At 55.0% G+C, this 18,290-nt stretch carries 19 protein-coding genes; 17 read left to right on the top strand and 2 right to left on the bottom strand.

The window, feature by feature from the left end; translation table 11 throughout:
* Positions 1 to 38: 38 nt before the first annotated feature.
* The 11 genes from EL388_RS11540 to EL388_RS11490 all read left to right on the top strand — a co-directional run bounded on the left by EL388_RS11540 (position 39) and on the right by EL388_RS11490 (position 9,780).
* A complete protein-coding gene (locus EL388_RS11540; RefSeq protein ID WP_172599403.1) occupies positions 39 to 986 on the top strand; it encodes a UDP-glucuronic acid decarboxylase family protein in 948 nt (315 codons plus the stop codon).
* 5 nt (positions 987 to 991) lie between these two features.
* On the top strand, positions 992 to 1,555 hold the full coding sequence (locus EL388_RS11535; RefSeq protein ID WP_172599402.1) for a D-sedoheptulose-7-phosphate isomerase: 564 nt from the start codon (positions 992 to 994) through the stop codon (positions 1,553 to 1,555).
* Entirely contained in the window at positions 1,552 to 2,118 is a 567-nt protein-coding gene (locus EL388_RS11530; RefSeq protein ID WP_126463556.1) for a KdsC family phosphatase, read from the top strand. The genes EL388_RS11535 and EL388_RS11530 overlap by 4 nt, the downstream gene beginning before the upstream one ends.
* A complete protein-coding gene (locus EL388_RS11525) occupies positions 2,096 to 2,980 on the top strand; it encodes an N-acetylneuraminate synthase family protein (RefSeq protein WP_126463555.1) in 885 nt (294 codons plus the stop codon). The genes EL388_RS11530 and EL388_RS11525 overlap by 23 nt, the downstream gene beginning before the upstream one ends.
* Positions 2,981 to 2,983: 3 nt before the next feature.
* Complete coding sequence (locus EL388_RS11520; RefSeq protein ID WP_126463554.1) at positions 2,984 to 3,682, top strand: acylneuraminate cytidylyltransferase family protein; 699 nt, start codon at positions 2,984 to 2,986, stop codon at positions 3,680 to 3,682.
* Between the two features lie 463 nt (positions 3,683 to 4,145).
* Complete coding sequence (locus EL388_RS11515; protein ID WP_126463553.1) at positions 4,146 to 4,895, top strand: SDR family oxidoreductase; 750 nt, start codon at positions 4,146 to 4,148, stop codon at positions 4,893 to 4,895.
* A gap of 1 nt (position 4,896) precedes the next feature.
* Entirely contained in the window at positions 4,897 to 5,733 is an 837-nt protein-coding gene (locus EL388_RS11510; protein WP_197721787.1) for a sugar phosphate isomerase/epimerase family protein, read from the top strand.
* Positions 5,723 to 6,475: an SDR family NAD(P)-dependent oxidoreductase gene (locus tag EL388_RS11505; RefSeq protein ID WP_126463552.1), complete on the top strand. Its 753-nt coding sequence runs from the start codon at positions 5,723 to 5,725 to the stop codon at positions 6,473 to 6,475. The genes EL388_RS11510 and EL388_RS11505 overlap by 11 nt, the downstream gene beginning before the upstream one ends.
* Entirely contained in the window at positions 6,472 to 7,317 is an 846-nt protein-coding gene (locus EL388_RS11500) for an SDR family oxidoreductase (protein WP_126463551.1), read from the top strand. Before EL388_RS11505 ends, EL388_RS11500 begins: the two co-directional genes overlap by 4 nt.
* Before the next feature lie 55 nt (positions 7,318 to 7,372).
* Positions 7,373 to 8,890 carry an oligosaccharide flippase family protein gene (locus EL388_RS11495; protein WP_126463550.1) on the top strand — a complete coding sequence of 506 codons (1,518 nt, stop codon included), beginning with the start codon at positions 7,373 to 7,375 and terminating at the stop codon, positions 8,888 to 8,890.
* 5 nt (positions 8,891 to 8,895) lie between these two features.
* Positions 8,896 to 9,780, top strand: coding sequence for a hypothetical protein (locus tag EL388_RS11490; RefSeq protein ID WP_126463549.1), 885 nt, complete (start codon positions 8,896 to 8,898; stop codon positions 9,778 to 9,780).
* A gap of 21 nt (positions 9,781 to 9,801) precedes the next feature.
* Here EL388_RS11490 and EL388_RS11485 read toward each other — a convergent pair whose 3' ends face one another.
* Complete coding sequence (locus tag EL388_RS11485) at positions 9,802 to 10,821, bottom strand: IS30 family transposase (RefSeq protein WP_126463548.1); 1,020 nt, start codon at positions 10,819 to 10,821, stop codon at positions 9,802 to 9,804.
* On the opposite strand from EL388_RS11485, the gene EL388_RS11480 reads away from it, so the two are divergent.
* Positions 10,729 to 11,840 (top strand): IS3 family transposase gene (locus EL388_RS11480; RefSeq protein ID WP_420856648.1). Its coding sequence is split into 2 segments (ribosomal slippage): positions 10,729 to 10,984 and positions 10,984 to 11,840, totalling 1,113 coding nucleotides; the frame shifts between segments, so codons are not numbered across the junction. The genes EL388_RS11485 and EL388_RS11480 overlap by 93 nt on opposite strands.
* A gap of 10 nt (positions 11,841 to 11,850) precedes the next feature.
* Here the strand turns inward: EL388_RS11480 and EL388_RS11475 are convergent.
* Positions 11,851 to 11,946 carry a helix-turn-helix domain-containing protein gene (locus EL388_RS11475; RefSeq protein ID WP_126463547.1) on the bottom strand — a complete coding sequence of 32 codons (96 nt, stop codon included), beginning with the start codon at positions 11,944 to 11,946 and terminating at the stop codon, positions 11,851 to 11,853.
* A 111-nt stretch (positions 11,947 to 12,057) separates the two neighbouring features.
* Here EL388_RS11475 and EL388_RS11470 point away from each other — a divergent pair, with 111 nt between their 5' ends.
* The 5 genes from EL388_RS11470 to EL388_RS11450 all read left to right on the top strand — a co-directional run bounded on the left by EL388_RS11470 (position 12,058) and on the right by EL388_RS11450 (position 18,284).
* The gene (locus EL388_RS11470) at positions 12,058 to 13,341 is read left to right on the top strand and encodes a glycosyltransferase family protein (RefSeq protein ID WP_126463546.1); all 1,284 of its coding nucleotides are present in this window, start codon (positions 12,058 to 12,060) and stop codon (positions 13,339 to 13,341) included.
* Between the two features lie 256 nt (positions 13,342 to 13,597).
* Entirely contained in the window at positions 13,598 to 14,824 is a 1,227-nt protein-coding gene (locus EL388_RS11465) for an ISL3 family transposase (RefSeq protein ID WP_126463545.1), read from the top strand.
* Entirely contained in the window at positions 14,814 to 15,446 is a 633-nt protein-coding gene (cysC, locus tag EL388_RS11460; protein ID WP_126463544.1) for an adenylyl-sulfate kinase, read from the top strand. The genes EL388_RS11465 and cysC overlap by 11 nt, the downstream gene beginning before the upstream one ends.
* 22 nt (positions 15,447 to 15,468) lie before the next feature.
* A complete protein-coding gene (locus tag EL388_RS11455; RefSeq protein ID WP_126463543.1) occupies positions 15,469 to 16,914 on the top strand; it encodes a surface carbohydrate biosynthesis protein in 1,446 nt (481 codons plus the stop codon).
* Entirely contained in the window at positions 16,911 to 18,284 is a 1,374-nt protein-coding gene (locus EL388_RS11450) for a capsular polysaccharide export protein, LipB/KpsS family (protein ID WP_126463542.1), read from the top strand. Before EL388_RS11455 ends, EL388_RS11450 begins: the two co-directional genes overlap by 4 nt.
* Positions 18,285 to 18,290: the final 6 nt, after the last annotated feature.

The following is an 18,290-nucleotide window of genomic DNA, read 5'->3' as shown; positions in this document are numbered from 1 at the left end:
GTTCTTCTCTAGATGGGTTCTAGTTACGGGTGGCGTGAATGCGCGTGGCAAATCGAAAACGAGTATTGGTGACCGGTGGCGCGGGGTTTCTCGGCTCGCACCTGTGCGAGCGGCTGCTCAAGGATGGCTGCGATGTCCTGTGTGTCGATAATTTCTACAGCGGGACCAAGGACAATATCGCGCATCTGCTGGACAATCCGCGATTCGAGTTGATGCGTCACGATGTGACGTTCCCTCTCTATGTTGAGGTGGACGAGATATACAATTTGGCATGCCCGGCATCGCCGATTCATTATCAATGGGATCCGGTGCAAACGACCAAGACGAGTGTGCATGGCGCCATCAACATGCTGGGATTGGCAAAGCGAGTCAAGGCCAAGATTCTGCAAGCGTCGACCAGCGAGGTCTATGGTGACCCGGAAGTTCACCCGCAGCGGGAGGATTACTGGGGGCGCGTGAATCCTATTGGTTTTCGGGCTTGTTATGATGAGGGCAAGCGCTGCGCCGAGACACTGTTCTTTGATTACCATCGCCAACACAAGCTGCGTATCAAGGTCGCACGTTTATTCAATACCTACGGCCCACGCATGCATCCGAACGATGGGCGCGTGGTCTCCAATTTCATCGTCCAGGCACTGAGGGGGGAACCCATCACAGTGTATGGCGATGGTAGTCAGACCCGGTCTTTCTGTTATGTGGATGATCTAATCGAAGCGCTGATTCGGCTGATGGACAGCCCGGACGACTTCACTGGTCCAGTGAACCTAGGTAATCCCGGAGAGTTCACCATTCGCGAATTGGCGGAGAAAGTGATCGCACTTACCGGTTCGCGTTCGCAGCTTGTCTTCCATCCCTTGCCGCCGGATGACCCCGTGCGGCGTCAGCCGGATATTGGCTTGGCCAGAAAGGTGTTGGGGTGGCAGCCAGAAGTCTCTCTTGCAGAGGGGCTGGAGAAGACTATCGAATATTTCGCCAAGGGCGGGTAAGCATAGTGAAGCAGGTGATCCTGCACGCAATCGATGAACATGCCGCCGTGCTTGATGATATGCGGCGGATGGCTGAGCGTGTAGCTGAGGCGGCCGTGCTGTTGCGCACGATCATCAGTAACGGCGGCGTGATATATCTTTGTGGCAACGGGGGTAGCGCAGCTGATGCACAACACCTTGCGGCAGAGCTTGTGGGGCGTTTCAGGCGTGAGCGGCGGGCGCTGTCGGCAATCGCGCTGACTACCGATACCTCCGTACTAACTTGCATTGGCAACGATTACAGCTTTGCTGATATCTTCAGCCGTCAAGTCGAGGGCCTGGTGAAGGCGGGTGATGCGCTGCTGGCGATATCTACCTCAGGTAATAGCGAGAATGTCATTCGTGCTGCCGAGAAGGCTAAAGCTATCGGAGCGACGACAATCGGCCTGCTCGGCCGCGATGGGGGGCGACTGGCCTCTCTGTGTACATTGCCGCTGGTGGTGCCGGCGACGGATACTGCGCGGATCCAGGAGATGCATATCTTGATTGGTCATATCTTGTGCGATCTGATTGAAGGGGCGGAATTTTGAGCGCCGGCGCGGATACCTGGCCGCAGTTGGCGCATATCCACACGATCGCCTTCGACTTCGACGGTGTGTTTACCAACAACAAGGTCTATGTCACCCAAGAAGGCCTGGAATTGGTGCGCTGCGACCGGGGCGACGGCCTTGGTATCAACTTCCTGCAAAGCTGCATCAGGCGGGGGGTGCTGAATGCCGAGGTGTTTATTTTGTCCAAGGAGCCGAACCCTGTGGTGCTGGCTCGTGCAAAGAAACTGAAACTGGAATGCCGGCATGGAGTGTCTGATAAACTGGCATTCATGGATGAGTACTTGGCATCCCGCAATCTGGGTCAGCAAGACCCTTATCGCGGCTTGGTTTTCCTGGGCAACGATCTCAATGACTTGCCGCTCATGAGCAAGGGGGGCTGGTCGGTTGCGCCTGAGGATGCGCACCCCAGGGTCAAGGAAATGGCTTCGGCTGTTCTGCCCTGGCGCGGTGGCGAAGGGTTCGTCAGGGCATTCGTTGAACAGCTACTGGGTATTGGTCATATGACGACTGAGGAAATATATGAGCTTGTTCGTTATTGCTGAAATCGGGATTAATCATAACGGCGATCTGTCCATCGCGAAGCAGTTGATCGATGTGGCGGTAGAGGCGGGTGCGAATGCCGTCAAATTCCAAAAGCGCACCATAGATCGCGTCTACACCCAGGAATTTCTTGACTCGCCGCGCGAGAGCCCGTGGGGGAGCACTCAGCGCGCCCAGAAGGAAGGGCTAGAGTTCGGCGTCGAGCAATACAGTGAAATCGACCGGTATTGCAAAGAGAAGGGCATCGAATGGTTTGCTTCGGCATGGGATATCGATAGCCAGCGTTTCTTGCGCCAGTTCAATTGCAATTACAACAAGATCGCCTCGGCGATGATCGTGGACGAGGCTCTGTTGCGCGAGGTTGCATCTGAGGGACGACATACCTTTATTTCTACTGGCATGAGTACAACTGCCGATATCGACCGGGCAGTGGAGATTTTCCGCAAGGCGGGTTGTCCCTTCGAGTTGATGCACTGTGTCTCTACCTATCCGATGGAGGATGAGGATGCCAATCTGCGGCGCATTGTCTCGCTACGTGAGCGATATGGCTGCGGCGTTGGCTATAGCGGTCACGAAGTGGGCCTCGCAGTATCTTATGCGGCTGTCGCTTTGGGCATCACCTCTCTCGAGCGGCATATCACTCTGAGTCGTGCCATGTATGGCTCCGACCAGTCAGCTTCTATTGAGCCAGCTGGCTTTCGGCAACTGGTCGGGGCGGTGCGCAAGATCGAAAAGGCCATGGGCGCTGGCGAGATCGACATTCAGCCCAAGGAAGTGCCGATTGCCAAGAAGCTACGGGCTCATCTTAATTGGGAGTCGAGTTCCCTCGATGGGACGGTTTATAGCGGGCGGGCCAAGGGGTAGCAGGTGGGGCAGATTGTTGCGGTGATCCCCGCGCGTGGCGGCTCCAAGGGGATTCCACGCAAAAACCTATTGAACCTCTGCGGTAAGCCCTTGCTCGCATGGTCCATTCTCCAGGCACGTGCTGCCGAGCGCATCGATTCAGTCTGGGTTAGTTCGGATGACGACGAAATCCTGGCGGTGGCCAAGGAGTTTGGCGCCATGCCGATCCGGCGCCCAGCTGAGATTGCCGGCGATGAAGCCACCTCCGAATCGGCATGGCTGCATGCCCTCGACCATATCGAACGGCAGGGTGTTGAAGTGGATCTGATGGTTGGCATGCAGGCCACCTCGCCATTGCGGGAACCGGCCGATCTCGATGGAGCGATCGACGCCCTGCGGCGGGAAAGCGATGATTCCCTGCTTTCTGTTTGCGAAGTGGAGGACTTCTTCATCTGGCGACGGGATGCGCAGGGATATCCTCAGGGCGTGAACCATGACCCCGTCCACCGGAAGCGGCGCCAGAATATCGAGCCGCGATATCTGGAGAATGGCTCATTCTATGTGTTCAAGCCGGCAATATTGCGGGGCCTCAATAACCGCTTGGGTGGGCGCATCGGTATGTTTATCATGGCCAAGCACAAGATGTTCCAGATCGACAACCCGGCCGATGTGGCGTTATGCGAGGCACTCATGCGCAGTTACGGGTTGGATATGCAGGGGTAGCATTCTTGAGCACGGGTGCATGGCTTGGCTTGCTGGCGCTTACCTACTGTTTGCGCTTATGCAGCACCGCAAGGCCACCCCAATCTCTATGCGAGTGGCGTCTCTCGATTGTTGATACGCTTCCTGGTGGGGAAATGGATCTTCAGCAATCATTAGTGGCTCTTTTGAAAAATGAGTGGGTACCAATGTCATCAGCAGACCCCCTTTGCCCTGGCGGGCGGACTGCGGTCCCCACCCCTAGCCCCGCCCCAAGGCGGGGAAGTCCTCGCCGCCGGACGGGCTCGGGGGCAGGCGCCGTAAGGCCTTGCCTGCCCCAAGCCCTTGAGCGTGGTGGCGAGATTGTCCGCGTCAAGGGTTCGCTTCGCCGGGCTCCGCCCGCCCTTGACCCGGCCAACCTCACCCTTTCCAGAGCCCCGCATACCCACTCGAAATTCAAAAGAGGCTCATTAGTCGTGTCCAGGCCATGAGCAGAAACCTGAATGATTTATTTGGCCTTGATGGTCGAGTGGCACTGGTTACCGGTGCCTCCCGTGGCATCGGTGCCGCCATTGCCCAGGGGTTGGCGATGGCGGGAGCAAAGACCTATGGCGTCGGGCGGTCGGCCGTGCCGGACGGCACATTGGGATCGGTCATCTACCGTCGCTGCGATATTCGGGACGATGTCGCGATCCAATCGCTACTCGACGACATCCATAGCGCCGAGGGGCGGCTGGACATCCTTGTCAATGCGGCCGGGATTACGCTGCCTAGCAAGGTTTCTGAGAATCCGTCTGAAGCGTTCAGGGAAACCTTGGCCAACAATCTGACGGCGATTTATGAGTGCTGCCGGCTGGCTGCGGCCGGGATGAAAGTGGGTGGCTCGATCATTAATGTGACGAGTATCGGCTCCCTGTTGGGCTTTCCAGGCAACCCGGGCTACGTTGCCGCCAAGGGGGGCTTGGCTGCAATGACCAGGGCCTTGGCAATGGATTTAGGATCGAGCCGGATCAGGGTGAACAACCTGGTGCCTGGCTACGTGCACACGGCCATGACGGCCGCCAGTTATGACGACCCAGCCCGCCGGGAGGCAAGGCAAGCCAGGACCATCCTCGGGCGCTGGGGAGTGGCGGAGGATCTAGTGGGGGCGGCCATATTTTTGGCATCAGATGCGAGCAGTTATGTAACTGGCACCGATGTCGTCGTCGATGGCGGCTGGACAACCAAGGGGTTGTGATATGCAGATTGGGTTTATGCAAGGTCGGCTTTCCGAACCGGTGGATGGCAGGATTCAGGCTTTTCCCTGGCGGCATTGGCGCGACGAATTCGCCGAGGCTGGTCGACTCGGCTTTCGACTGATGGAGTGGACGCTCGATCAGGAACGCCTGTATGAGAACCCGCTGATGACGCCGGAGGGCCAGGCCGAAATTCGGGAATTATCTCATCGGCATGGCTTGACCATTGCCTCCCTGACTGGCGACTGTTTTATGCAGGCCCCGTTCTGGAAGGTTGATGGTGAAAGGCGCATGGCATTGGTTGCTGATTTGGATGCGATCCTGGATGCGTGCGCGAAACTTGGCATTCGCTATGTGCTCATCCCGCTCGTAGACAATGGCCGGATAGAAAGCCAGTGGCAGGCAGATATCTTGCATGAGCATTTGCTGCGGCGACACGAGCGGCTCAAACGAGACAATATGCAGATCGTATTCGAATCGGATTTTTCACCTGAGCGGCTTGCCGAGTTTATAAGTCGATACCCGGCAGAGTCATTCAACATCAACTACGACATTGGTAATAGTGCTGCGCTGGGCTTCGATCCGAAAGAAGAAATCCGCGCTTATTCGGGGCGCATCGTCAATGTGCATGTCAAAGACCGTGTACTGGGCGGTACGACGGTGCCACTGGGGATGGGAAATGCAGATTTCCAGGCAGTATTTGATGAATTGGTAAAGGCAGGATATGCCGGTAACTTTATTTTACAGACTGCACGTGCAGAGGCAAACGACCATGCCGATGTTCTGGTGCGCTACCGTAATATGACCAAGGCTTGGTGGGAGGCGGCTGGTGGATCTTGATCTTTCCGGAAAGGTCGCGCTCGTTACTGGGGCCTCCTCGGGTATTGGTCTCGCAATCGCGCAAATACTTGCGGCCGAGGGTGCCTCGGTGGCGATCAACGCGCGTGACGCCGCGCGACTCAACCAGGCTGCGGCCTCTGTGCCGGGAGCATCAACCTTTGCGGCCGACGTGAGGATGCCGGACGCGTGCCAGGCACTTGTCCGCGACGTACTTTACCGACATGGCCGGATCGATGTTTTGGTATGCAACGTGGGTAGCGGCGCTTCTGTGCCGCCAGGGTGGGAGACGCCAGACGAGTGGCGCCGCATTCTTGATATCAACCTGCATGCAACTACGCAGATGGTGTGGGCAGCAACGGACGCGCTTGCTTCTAGCCGTGGCAACGTCATTTGCATCTCATCAATCTGCGGCATTGAGGCTTTGGGCTGCCCTGTTGCCTATGCTGCTGCTAAGGCCGCACTCGAGAGCTTCGTGCGCAATGCGGCGCGCCCCCTAGGTAAGCGAGGTATTCGTATCAACAGCATTGCGCCCGGCAACATCCTATTTCCTGGGTCGGTCTGGGAAAGAAAACTCCAAGAGGATCGCACGGCCGTCGAATCGTTGTTGGAGCGCGAGGTTGCCTTGCGCTGCCTCGGCCGGCCCGAGGACATCGGCAGACTGACTGCTTTTATCGCATCCCCAATGGCCGCCTTTATCACTGGCGCCACCTATGTTGTCGATGGAGGACAGGTCAGATCATGAGCCAGCAAGCTTTGCATTTACCCAAACCCTTCGATCTATCCGGGCGTGTCGCCGTTATTACGGGCGGCTCCGGCCTGCTGGGTGTCCAGCACGCACACGCACTCGCCGAGATCGGTGCCAATGTCGTAATTGCCGACATTGATCTCCCCCGCGCTGAGACGGAGGTGGACAAGATCAGGGCCGACTACGGCGAGGATTCAGCCATGGCGCTGAAGCTTGATGTCACACGCCAGGACTCGGTGCGCGCCGGGCTCGACACCGTCCTTGGTCATTACGGCGGCGTCCATGTGCTTGTGAACAACGCGGCAGTAGACCCGAAAGTGACCAAGGACAGCGTCGTTGAGACATCTCGTCTTGAGCATTTTCCGCTGGAGCAATGGTATTACCAACTTGATGTCGGACTGACGGGCGCCTTCCTTTGCAGCCAAGTCTTCGGCGGCTGGATGGCAGACCACGGTGGCGGTGTTATCCTTAACATCGCATCCGACCTCTCCGTATTCGCCCCCGACCAGCGACTTTATCGGAAACCGGGGTTGACAGCCGATCGCCAACCAGTTAAGCCAGTCACCTATCCGGTCATCAAGACCGCGTTGCTCGGCTTGACGCGCTACCTCGCCACCTACTGGAACGAAGCAAACATCCGTGTCAACGCTCTCTCCCCAGGCGGGGTATACAGCGGGCAAGGAGAAGAATTCGTCTCCCGTCTTTCCCAATTGATACCCTTGGGGCGCATGGCGCGCGCCGATGAATATCGGGCAGCAGTGCAGTTCCTCTGTTCCGAGGCGTCCAGTTACATGACCGGGCAGAATATTGTCATGGATGGTGGGCGTAGTGCCTGGTGAGTGGCGCTCATGTTTAGGGAGTTGGTTGCGCTTTGGGTATAAGTAGAGACATAACGTGAATCGCCTTCTACGGAACATATATTTAAATCTGAGCTCGTTTGCTATTAGTTCTTTGGTCGGTCTGAGTGTCATCCCGCTAATTATCCGGGCCTATGGGATCGACGGATATGGCCTGATCGTCTTGGCACGTCAACTGCTGCCGGTCGGTGTCATCGGGTTGTTTGAAGGTGGCTTGCCAGAAGCGACATCGCGTTACGTGGCTAGCGCGATTGCCGAAGGAAATCATCGGTTAGCCGGTAAATATCTTGCTGCCTCGACCTTTGTCGCGACGCTGATTGCTATCGGGTTATCTATTGCCCTCTTTGCTTCCATAGAGCTGGTTATTGACATACTGAGAATCCCGCCATCGCATAGGGAGGCTTTCAGCATGGTAGTCGTAATCGCCGCAGCATCCTTGCCGATGCACTTTATAGGCAGCGTCTGGCGTGGGGCCCTGGAGGGAATGGACAGGTTTGATTGGGTCCGCTTCATAGAAGTGAGTGGAACAATCTTATATGCATTGCTTGTGATCCTTCTACCCATGAAGGGGGCCAGTCTTGAGGCGATTGCTATCGGTTATATCCTGATAGGGAATGCCAGAACGATTGGCTATTTTTTTATGTTGCACCAACATCGGTCGGTACAAATCGATTTTTGCTTCGAATTGGATATGCACTCCGCAAGACCAATGCTAGCGCACGCAGCTTCATTCTTCTCGGGGAAGCTATACGGCGCCATGTTTAATCATGTTCCAACGGTACTTGTCAGTCTCATGTCTAGCGTGGCGATGGTTGGGGTTTACGATGCCATATTGCGGGTTCCGCGCCTTTTGAAAACGGTAGTGGGCATGTTTGGTAATGCGTTGCTGCCTCATTCTGCGCGCATGGAGTCTCTTGGGGGGCAGAAATCGGTGCGTGAAATAATTGAGGTTGGCACCCTTTTGTTGGCAGCCTTTGTTTTCCCGGTCGGCATGGCGATGATGATATTTTCAGTGGAAATAGTGCATGCATTGCTCGGTCAAAATCAGTCTAACCTTTCGATTTGGTTTGCGTTGGGACTGATTTGGCCGCTGCTCCTGTCAATCGCCAGCGTAGGCAATTCTATGGTAGTTGCCCGCCATCATGCAGTGAAGCAGATGAATCAAATTAGCCTAATAAATTTGATAGCCTATTGGAGCATTTCGGCTTTTCTCATGCAATTGCTTGGGTGGCAGGCGTTCCTCGTGGCGCTTATTGTTTCGAGCATTATTTCAACCCCTCTTCAGCTAATGTTGGTTCAAAGGGAATATGAAATTAATAATGGCGCTTTGTTCGTATTTCTTGTGCGGGCAATACTGATAGGTTTGATTGCCTTTGCGATCAAAGTCATGCTTGAAAAAGAGGTTCTTATTGATAGTTACGGAATACAATTAATGGCGTTCCTCATTACAATGATTTTTATCTATCTAAGCATCTATCAATATGCTTTGGTGGCTCGGGAGCGTTCGATAATCAGGGAAAAAATTGCCTCTCTGATTGTGGCAGTAAGGAACTAGTAATCATGTTTATCCATATAGGCATCGAAAAAACTGCAACCACAACCCTTCAAGAGTTCCTATTTTCGTGTCATTCTGAAATTTCCTATCTGGGACGTCCTTATCGCCAGGAATTGCAGGACTTAATGGTGGCTGTCTATCGGCATGACACGATTTTGTATGATGCGCCGCGATGGGCTGCGGTTGCGCGAGCTGAACTGGATCGGGTCAGAGTAGAAGGGAAAATCATCGGATTGTCAGAAGAATTTCTGGCATCGTGGATTACCCACGATCTTGGGCTAGTAGCCACGCGATTAAAGCAGTTATTTGGAACGGTGAAAATCGTCATAACAATCAGGCGCCAGATTGAGCTTTTATCTTCGCTGTATGTGGATACAATTAAAGCGCGTCCATATCAGCAATTTGAAAGCTGGTTAGATAATGGTTTGAATGTCGAAAAGGGTGGGGCATTTAAGCTATATGATTTTGAATCGCTCGCTAAATACTACGAGCTAGTATTTGGAGAGGGAAGCGTTGGGATTTTCGTTTTTGAGGAAATGGTGAACGATTTCGAGATTTTTTGTCGCCGCCTTAGTGCATTCTTGGGGATAGATGCAGAGGAGGCAATTGCGTTAATGCGTGGTAAACATGCAAATACAAGGAAGAGCGGGCGCCTTGTCAAATATAAGGCATGGCGTTCGAGATTTCTCCCGGGGATTCAGTTTAGTTCGCTGGTTCCGGCATATGTAAATCATGGGTTCCAGGCATTCATACATCGTGGCTGTCCGGCTGTCGTGCCAGTCAATACGTCGGCAATCCGTAAGATTGAGGCTGCCTATGCGGCGAGTAACCGAAGACTGTCTGAAAAATATGGCCTCGGTCTCGATAGATACGGTTATGCAATGAGTTGATTTTATTTATTGAAGGCGGATTCAACCACGAAGTGCAACACGACTGAATGATTGCATAAAAACCTGATGCGGGGTTTTCCAGCCCAGGCGTTTTCTGGGGCGATGGTTCAGGCGATCCATGATCATGGCCAGTTCCTCCTGGGTGACGGTGTGAAAGGGCCTGGATTTGGGCAGGTACTGCCGGATGAGGCCGTTGGTATTCTCGTTCGTGCCGCGTTGCCAGGAGGCATAAGGGTCGGCGAAATAGGACGTGGATTCGAGTGCCCGGTCGATCTCGCCATGGCGGGCGAACTCCAGGCCATTGTCGAAGGTGAGCGTCTTCACCCGTGCCTTGAAGGGTGAAAGCAAGCGGATGATGGCCTCGCTTACCGCCTCGCTGGTCTTGTTGCGCACGTGGGCCAAGAGGCAGAAACCCGACTTACGCTCGGTGAGGTTGACGATGGCCTGTTTGCGGCCAGCGCCGATGAGGGTGTCACCCTCCCAATGGCCGACCAGGCTGCGCGACTCGACGGCCTGCGGGCGCAAGGCAATCGGCCTGCGACCGGGGATATGGCCGCGCAGGCTTCGGCCCGAGGCATAACGTTTGCGGCGCTGTTTCTGACATCGGAGGTGGCGCCACAACGCGCCGCCGGCTCGCTTGTCGGCATAGATGCGCTGGTAGATCGCCTCATGGCTGATCGGCAGATGCGCGGCGATCTGCTCGGGACTGTGCTGCAGGGCAAGTCGTCTTTGGGCTTCCTCCCATACTTCCGGCAAGATGCGCGGCGCGTTGCGGCTATTGGCCGCCCGCGCCTCGGACAGGCGCTGCGCCTGCCGGGGCCGGTAGCCGCGCAATCCGCAGTTGCGGGCAAGCTCGCGGCTGATGGTGGAAGGGTGACGGTCGAGCTGAAGCCTCCTCGGATATTCGGGCCAATATGAAGTAGAGTTTTCCCTGAAAGGAAGCTCTACATGAAGAAATCGAAATTCACCGAGCAGCAGATCGTGGCGATCCTCAAGGAGGTCGAACTGGGCGCCAAGGTCGGCGAAACCTGCCGCAAGCACGGCATCTCGGACGCCACCTACTACAAGTGGAAGTCGGCCTACGCCGGCATGGAAGTGTCCCAGCTCAGGCAGTTGCGAGACCTGCAGGCCGAGAATGCGCGGCTCAAGAAGATGTATGCCGAACTGGCCATGGTGCACAACGCCCTGCAGGACGTTGTCTCCCGAAAGCTCTAGCCCCGGCGCGCAAGATTGAGTTGGCCGACGTGCTGATGGATGCGCATGGCTTGTCCGAACGCCAGGCTTGCCGGGCGGTACGGCTAGCCCGATCCAGCCGGCACTATGTGCCGGTTCGGCGCGATGACAGCGCCGTCATCGAGGCGGTACAGGCCTACATGGCGGTCAATCCCCGGCATGGTTTCGGCCTGCTGCATGACAGCTTCAGGCTGCAACAGCAGCCTTGGGGCAAGACCGTGCTGTGGCGGGTGTATTGCCAGCTCAATCTGAACCTGCCGCGCCGGGGCAAGAAACGCTTGCCGGCTCGCATCAAGCAGCCTCTGGTGGCCGGGGCGCTGCCGAACGATACTTGGAGTTGTGACTTCATGGCCGATGCGCTGTGGAGCGGTCGGCGCTTCCGGACCTTCAACGTCCTGGACGAGTTCAGCCGCGAGGCCCTGCGTATCGAGGTGGACACTAGCCTGCCGGCGGCCAGGGTGGTGCGGGCCTTGAATGAATTGATTGAACTGCGGGGCAGGCCCCGCCGGCTACGCCTGGACAACGGCCCGGAACTGGTCAGCCAGGCACTGGCCCAGTGGGCCAGGGATAATGAGGTGGAATTGATGTTTACCCAACCGGGGAAACCAACCCAGAACGCCTATATCGAACGGTTCAACCGCTCCTACCGGACCGAGGTGCTGGACTGCTATGTGTTCGAGTCGCTGGCCGAGGTCAGGAAGCTGACGGAGGACTGGCTGCACCGCTACAACCATGAACGACCGCATGAAGCCCTGGGCAGGATTCCACCGGTGGCCTATCGCATGCAAAAATACCCAAACCCTCTACTTCTGAGTGGCACGGAATAACGAGGAGGCTTCAGAGCAACTGGGCGATCTCGCGCTGTGTATGGCCGGCTTTGAGGAGGGCGTAAATTTGGTATCGTTCGTTCTGGGTCAGATGCGTGTAGTTCATTGGGCAACTTCGACTTGGCGGTTGATGGGGCAAAATGCTCACGCATTCTGACCCACCTTCCAGTTAATCAAAATTGCACTTCGAATTTGAATCCACGGAATAAAAATAGTGATGTCGGGACTTCCTTTGAGCGCGCGACTCAGACGCGCCAAGACAAATTTTAAAATCATGGCACTGCGTGGTGCGTGCTGGCTGGGTGGCCCCCGTTTTGCTTCTTGGTTTATTGTGATGACCTCTGATTGGCGTGGATATAAGCCAGGGCGCCCGACGGTCATTGCGCTCTACAGGCCACTATTCAGTAAGGATCTTGCTGAATTGCGAAAGCGGACAGACCTGAACTGGGTTTATATCAATAATGAATATCTTGCTCACGTTCAGTCTGCTTGGGCACCTCGGGAGGTGCGGGAGCAAACCTTCTATCAACGCTATCGCACCGGGTATTATGAAAAAACTTGGAAGAAACTAGAGGAATTTGGCGTGGAGCTAATCAAGCGCCTACAGACCCGCACAGATATCGGTGCATTTATGACGTCACATATCGATTACTGGCACGCCGAGGGCATACGGCTGGGGGCCAAGAAAGTTGGAATTCCGTTTGTGGGTCTTTGTCGTGAACATATGTGCCTTCCGATTGAGCAGCGCACCGTCACGGAGTACTACAAAGACTTTATCTACGAGGGAGACGCTATCGCGGTGTTCGGCGATGCGACACGCAACATTTTTATAAATAGCGGCGCCTGCCGCCCAGATCAGGTAGTGGTGACAGGGGCGCCACGCTTAGATATCTGGCGTGACATTGTATGGCAGCAGGGTCAGACTAATTTCGTGGTTCTTTTGAGTTACCGTGATCCAGACTATCGTGCGCCACAGTCATTTGCCGAAGTGCTCGACATATTTCTGCAATGCGCAGAAAAGCATAAGGACGAGACAACTCTGTCATTCCTGGTTAAGGCCAAAAATCTTCAAGATGCCGAGGAAATCCGTGGCATGGCAGGAAAGCATTCGGCGAACGTAACTATAGATCATGAGATACAGCTTCCTGACCTGCTGCCACGTTCAAGACTAGTCATCGGATTTAACTCCCTCTCACTTCTAGAGGCCCGCTTTACAGCCGCTCAAGTCGTAGTTCCATTTTGGGGCGATGCGCGGCGCCACCCGGACGAGCTGATTTTCAACCCGGCTGATCCGGTGACGCGAAAGGTCGTCGATTTTCCTGAGTCCCCAGTGGAATTGGAAACTTTACTGAATGAGGCGATTGTATGTCAGAACTACATGCGGCCAAATGTAGAAGATCGCTTGGCGGTGATTCAAAAAGTATTCTATTTTCCGGCTGACTGTACTTGTAGCGAAAACGTAGAGGCCTTCGTGAGATCGCGGATGAAAAAGCCTACGTAATTGTAAGTTATGTAGCGATATCCATTGAAGCCAACTGATATCTATGTGCGCAGTGGTGGCCTATTGCGCCAATCTGGGTGGCGTGCTTAGCAATGAATGTGCTTTTGGATTCCGAAACTAATGACAACAGACAAGAAAAATGCCTTTTTTGAATTTCGAGTGAGTGCTGCTGGCATAACCGGGTTCAAGCCTATGCGCTGCTCCAAGGCTGGATGCGGCAGGCTGCGGCTCCAGCCTTGGAGACAACAACGCGATCATGCACAATCAAATATTTGAAACCGCACTCGGTGTCACCTCTCCTTGGTTCGTCCAGGGCGTCGATTTCGATGCCGCCAAGAAGACCCTGACGATTCGAGTCGACTTTGCCGCCGGCAGCCGCTTTGCCCATCCTACGGCCGCCGGGCTGCACCCGGTGCACGACACCCAGGTCAAGCGTTACCGGCATCTCAACTTCTTCCAGCACGAGTGCTACCTGGAGGTGCGCACGCCCCGGGTGAAACTGCCCGAAGGGCGGGTGGTGCTGGTCGAGCCCGACTGGGCAGGCAAGCTCTCGGGCTTCACGCTGCTCTTCGAGGCCCTGGTGCTGGCCCTTGCCCAGCAGATGCCCTTTGCGGCGGTGGCCCGCACGGTGGGCGAATCCTGGCACCGGGTGCATGCAATTTGCGCCCGCTACGTGGAGCTGGCCGTGGCTGCGGCCGACCTGTCCGAGACGACGGCGCTGGCGATCGACGAGACCTCCTACCGGCGCGGCCACAACTACCTCACCGTTGCCGCCGATGCCGACGAGCGCAAGGTGGTGTTCGCGACCGAAGGCCGGGACGCCGAAACCATCGAGCGGCTGGCCGAGCACCTCACCGAACACCAGGCCACGCCGGAGCAAATCAGCTCGGTGAGCATCGACATGTCGCCGGCCTTCATCAAGGGCGTGGCCGACCACCTGCCCAACGCGCGCATCACCTTCGACAAATTCCACGTCATTGTCCATGCCTCTGCCGCCGTCGACAAAACGCGCCGCCTGGAGCAGAAGACCGACCCCGATCTAAAGGGCTTGCGCTGGGCGCTGCTCAAGGACCGGGATCGGTTGCCGGAGAGCCAACGGGCTGACCTCGATGCCCTCATCGCCCAGGTGACCACCAAGCGCACGGCGTGCGCTTGGGCTTACCGGGAACAGCTGCGCGAGATCCTCGAACGCAGACAGATCAACGTGGTGCGCACCCTGCTCGCCCAATGGTGCACGAACGTCATGCGCTCCAAGGTCGAGCCGATGAAGGAAGTGGCCCGGCTGATCCGCAACCACTTCGACGGCATCGTCGCCTGGACCCAGACCCGCCAGACCAACGGCTTCCTCGAAGCCCTGAATGGGCTGTTCCAAACGGCCAAGCGTAAGGCGCGCGGCTACACCCGCTTCGCCACGATGCGCACCGTGCTCTTCCTCATCGCCAGAAAGCTCGATTTCGCTCGGATCAACCCACATGCCGCGTAACCCACTCAAAATTCAAAAGAGCCAGAAAAATATCACATGGCATAGCGCTAAGATCAATCAGGAAATACGGCAAAGTCTTATCGGCCACAAGGCGGTTACTATTTGGTTGACTGGGTTATCAGCTTCAGGGAAGTCGTCTATAGCGTTTGAACTAGAGCGTTGCTTGCTTAACGCCAGATACATGGCGTATGTACTTGATGGCGACAATGTTCGCCATGGCTTGTGTCGAGATCTCGGATTCTCGCAGGGTGACCGGCATGAAAATATCAGAAGAGTCGCTGAAGTTGCCCGACTCATGAACGATGCTGGAATCATAGTCATCTCGGCATTTATCTCGCCATACCGAGAGGATCGTGAGAATGCGCGCCACATTATCGGTGATGGCCGATTTATTGAGACATATCTTGATGCGTCCTTGCAAATATGCGAGCTGCGTGACCCGAAGGGGCTCTATCGCCGCGCTCGTATGGGTGATCTCCCTGATTTTACTGGTATCAGCGCACCATACGAGGCCCCAGAAGCGCCCAAACTTCGGATTGAAACCGGAGCGCTCTCACTAAAACAGTCAGTTGACCGTATCATAAATTATTTGAGCGAACACGGGATCATAGCGGGATGCTAACTGATAAGTGGTAGCAAGATTTATGCATAATCTTGTGATTAGGGAAATCAAGAAGTCCAGTCATTCTGACAATGAGCATGCGGGTCGGAAGGTGGCTGTGGTCATAGACAATCCACTGCGCGACCTACGTGGGCTGGTGCTGCTGGCCTACCAGTTCGCCAAGCGGGGTGCTACTGTTTTTCTGGTTCCCATGTACCAGCAAGGCTATGATTTGCCACTACTGGCACCCGACTTGGTTGTAATGAATTATGCTCGGGAAAGTAATCGCAGCCTGTTAGAAAGTTATCGGACATTGGGCTTTCGTGTCGCTGTGCTGGATACGGAAGGAGGTGTCTTGTCCGAGTGCGGCCTCGATTCGCCTACCAATTGGGCAAACAGCTTTCGTAACTCCGGTTTGGCCGCTCTTGTTGACGATTATTGTTTTTGGGGCGAGGCGGTTCAAAGCGCCTTTAGGTTGTATAGTGGAATAAATGAGTCTGGTTTAGCGGTGACAGGATGCCCGCGTTATGACATCTGTAATGAGCCTTGGGCGCGGTTGTTGCATTACCACCGAAATGGCTTTGTTCTAGTCAATACCAACTTTTCTGCGATCAACCCGGCATTTACGCGATCTGCAGAGGATGAGCAACGCTTGTTTCGAGATCAGGGATGGGATGCGGCTTACATTCAAGAGCTATTCGAAGAACTGCATGAGGTCTTCCCGCGCTACCTCAATACCATTGAGACGATTGCGCGCGCAATGCCAAATCGCGTTATCCAGGTTCGCCCTCATCCCTTCGAAAACGGCGCTCTCTATCGAAAGCGCTTTGCCAATATATCAAACGTAGTAATCGATGGTAGGGGTGACATATTCGATGCCATACACGGGGCGGATTGCATCGTGCATTTGAATTGCGGTAGTGCTATAGACGCGGCTCGAATGGGTAAGACGCCGATTTCAATGGAATTTCTTAATACTGAGATCATGCGGCGCCATGCGCCCCTCCCATCCCGTATCAGTTGCCATGCTGCGAATGTGGATGACTTGCTCGATCTGATAAATGACCCGTCACTGCGTGCTGCCCGTTATGACCTGTCCAAGGCAAGACATGAGATCGAACCATGGTACCATTTGAGTGACGGCAAGGCTGCCCAGCGTATTGCCGAGTTTCTTCTGGGTAGAATAAATAAAATGCCGCGGCGGGCTTGTCGGAGTTTAAAAGCTGCGCTACGCGGCGGGCGTTCGCGCCCCGGTATCCGTCAATATCTGCAGGGTGTTTTGGGTTTACTAATCGGCAGCAGAACGGCAGCGGCGGTGGCTGTTCTGCTGCAGAGATCAAGGCGCGGTAAGGTAATTGACCCTGTAGTTGTCAGTGAGCTGATCTTGCGCTATCGGCAACTGGATGGTGGTCCAGAGCTTCAGATCCGGCGTTTGCGCAGCCCCATAGCCGGCCAACCACTGTCCAGTTTTATTATCACTCAGGCATGACTGATAAAAAAAATATCGTATTTGTAAGCCTTGCTCAAAACCAAAGTCGTTTCTTTGAAATGGTGGGCAAGGTAATGGAGAAAGCCGGGTATGGTATTGTCCATGTGAGCTTCCATGAGGGTGCAGTCAAAGAGTTACGCGCTCATGGCTGTGAGGCCTTCAACCCATTCGAATATCAGCCAACTTCCAGAGACGAAACTCGTTTTGAGGACTTTGAAGTTGCTAATCCGGCTTTGCTTCTTGGGCACGAAAAAGCAGCTTACGAGATTATCGATACGGAGGCCTTGGCTAACAAGATGAAGGGCCATCTGGCCGCTATGACCACCATCTTGCGCAGCCTGATAGATTGTGGCGGCCGATGGTGCTTGGTGCAAGAATTAGGAGGCTTTACTCCGGTCCTTGCGGCGTACTACGCGGCTAGGCGTCTTGGCATGGATAACTGGTTTATCGAGCCATCATTTTTTCAAGGCCGTGTCTTTTTTACAGCAAACACGTTCTTGGCCCCTCGGGTGGTGCCGACAAATGCGCCCCCCTCTGAGGAGGTGCGCATTACGCTCGAGCGTGTAGTCCAGAGCCGCTCGGTCGTGATTCCAGTCAAGGACCGACTCCACTACCGAGGCGCTGGCAAAAAATTACTTGATCCGAAAAATTTTCGTCGGCTGCTGAATAAGGTGGTGGCAAAGTATCTACGTGGCGAACAGGAAGAATTCCAGCATATCGGTGGGCACGTAGCGCGTCATGTACGAATGTTTTTTAATTCGAAAAAGCTCTCACAGCACTACCGGGAAATTCCAAGCGGTCAGCCCTTTATCTACTATCCACTCCATGTGCCAGCCGACTTTGCGTTGACGGTGCGCTCGCCAGAATATCTCGACCAATATGCCCTGATTGACTACCTATGCCGTGTCGCACCATTGGGCTACCGGGTTGCAATCAAAGAGCACCCGGCGCTGATCGGTGCTGTGTCACAGCACCGTATTTGCGATTTACTCGATCGTCATGACAATTTCATCCTGCTGTCACCCAGCATCAATAACCACGATGTACTTGCCGCCTCCACAGCAGTGGTCACTGTAAACTCCAAATCAGGGGCTGAGGCATTACTCCACTGTAAGCCCGTCATAGTTCTGGGTAATGCCTTTTATGAAACATGTCCCCTGGTGCACCGAGTTGAGGCATTGTCTGGCCTGCAGGCGGCTCTGACCAAAGCCATGGAGCAACAATCGGAACTCAGCTTGGATGATGCGCTGCCATTTTTCGAGGCAGTCTGGAATGCAAGTTATCCAGGTGAGCTATACGATAGGTCTAATGAAAACGTGACGGCCTTTGCCCGTTCGCTGAGTGATTGCTTGATGGTGCATAACGCATGATGGGTG

The organism is Sulfuritortus calidifontis (genome assembly GCF_003967275.1).
GTDB classification, from domain to species: domain Bacteria; phylum Pseudomonadota; class Gammaproteobacteria; order Burkholderiales; family Thiobacillaceae; genus Sulfuritortus; species Sulfuritortus calidifontis.
This window is presented reverse-complemented; position numbering and strand designations above follow the sequence as displayed.

Coding starts and splice junctions, on each gene's coding strand:
- EL388_RS11540 (WP_172599403.1), top strand. CDS start 39: ATGCGCGTGGCAAATCGAAAACGAGTATTGGTGACCGGTGGCGCGGGG.
- EL388_RS11525 (WP_126463555.1), top strand. CDS start 2,096: ATGAGCTTGTTCGTTATTGCTGAAATCGGGATTAATCATAACGGCGAT.
- EL388_RS11515 (WP_126463553.1), top strand. CDS start 4,146: ATGAGCAGAAACCTGAATGATTTATTTGGCCTTGATGGTCGAGTGGCA.
- EL388_RS11510 (WP_197721787.1), top strand. CDS start 4,897: ATGCAGATTGGGTTTATGCAAGGTCGGCTTTCCGAACCGGTGGATGGC.
- EL388_RS11500 (WP_126463551.1), top strand. CDS start 6,472: ATGAGCCAGCAAGCTTTGCATTTACCCAAACCCTTCGATCTATCCGGG.
- EL388_RS11490 (WP_126463549.1), top strand. CDS start 8,896: ATGTTTATCCATATAGGCATCGAAAAAACTGCAACCACAACCCTTCAA.
- EL388_RS11475 (WP_126463547.1), bottom strand. CDS start 11,946: ATGAACTACACGCATCTGACCCAGAACGAACGATACCAAATTTACGCC.
- EL388_RS11470 (WP_126463546.1), top strand. CDS start 12,058: ATGTCGGGACTTCCTTTGAGCGCGCGACTCAGACGCGCCAAGACAAAT.
- EL388_RS11465 (WP_126463545.1), top strand. CDS start 13,598: ATGCACAATCAAATATTTGAAACCGCACTCGGTGTCACCTCTCCTTGG.
- cysC (WP_126463544.1), top strand. CDS start 14,814: ATGCCGCGTAACCCACTCAAAATTCAAAAGAGCCAGAAAAATATCACA.
- EL388_RS11455 (WP_126463543.1), top strand. CDS start 15,469: ATGCATAATCTTGTGATTAGGGAAATCAAGAAGTCCAGTCATTCTGAC.
- EL388_RS11450 (WP_126463542.1), top strand. CDS start 16,911: ATGACTGATAAAAAAAATATCGTATTTGTAAGCCTTGCTCAAAACCAA.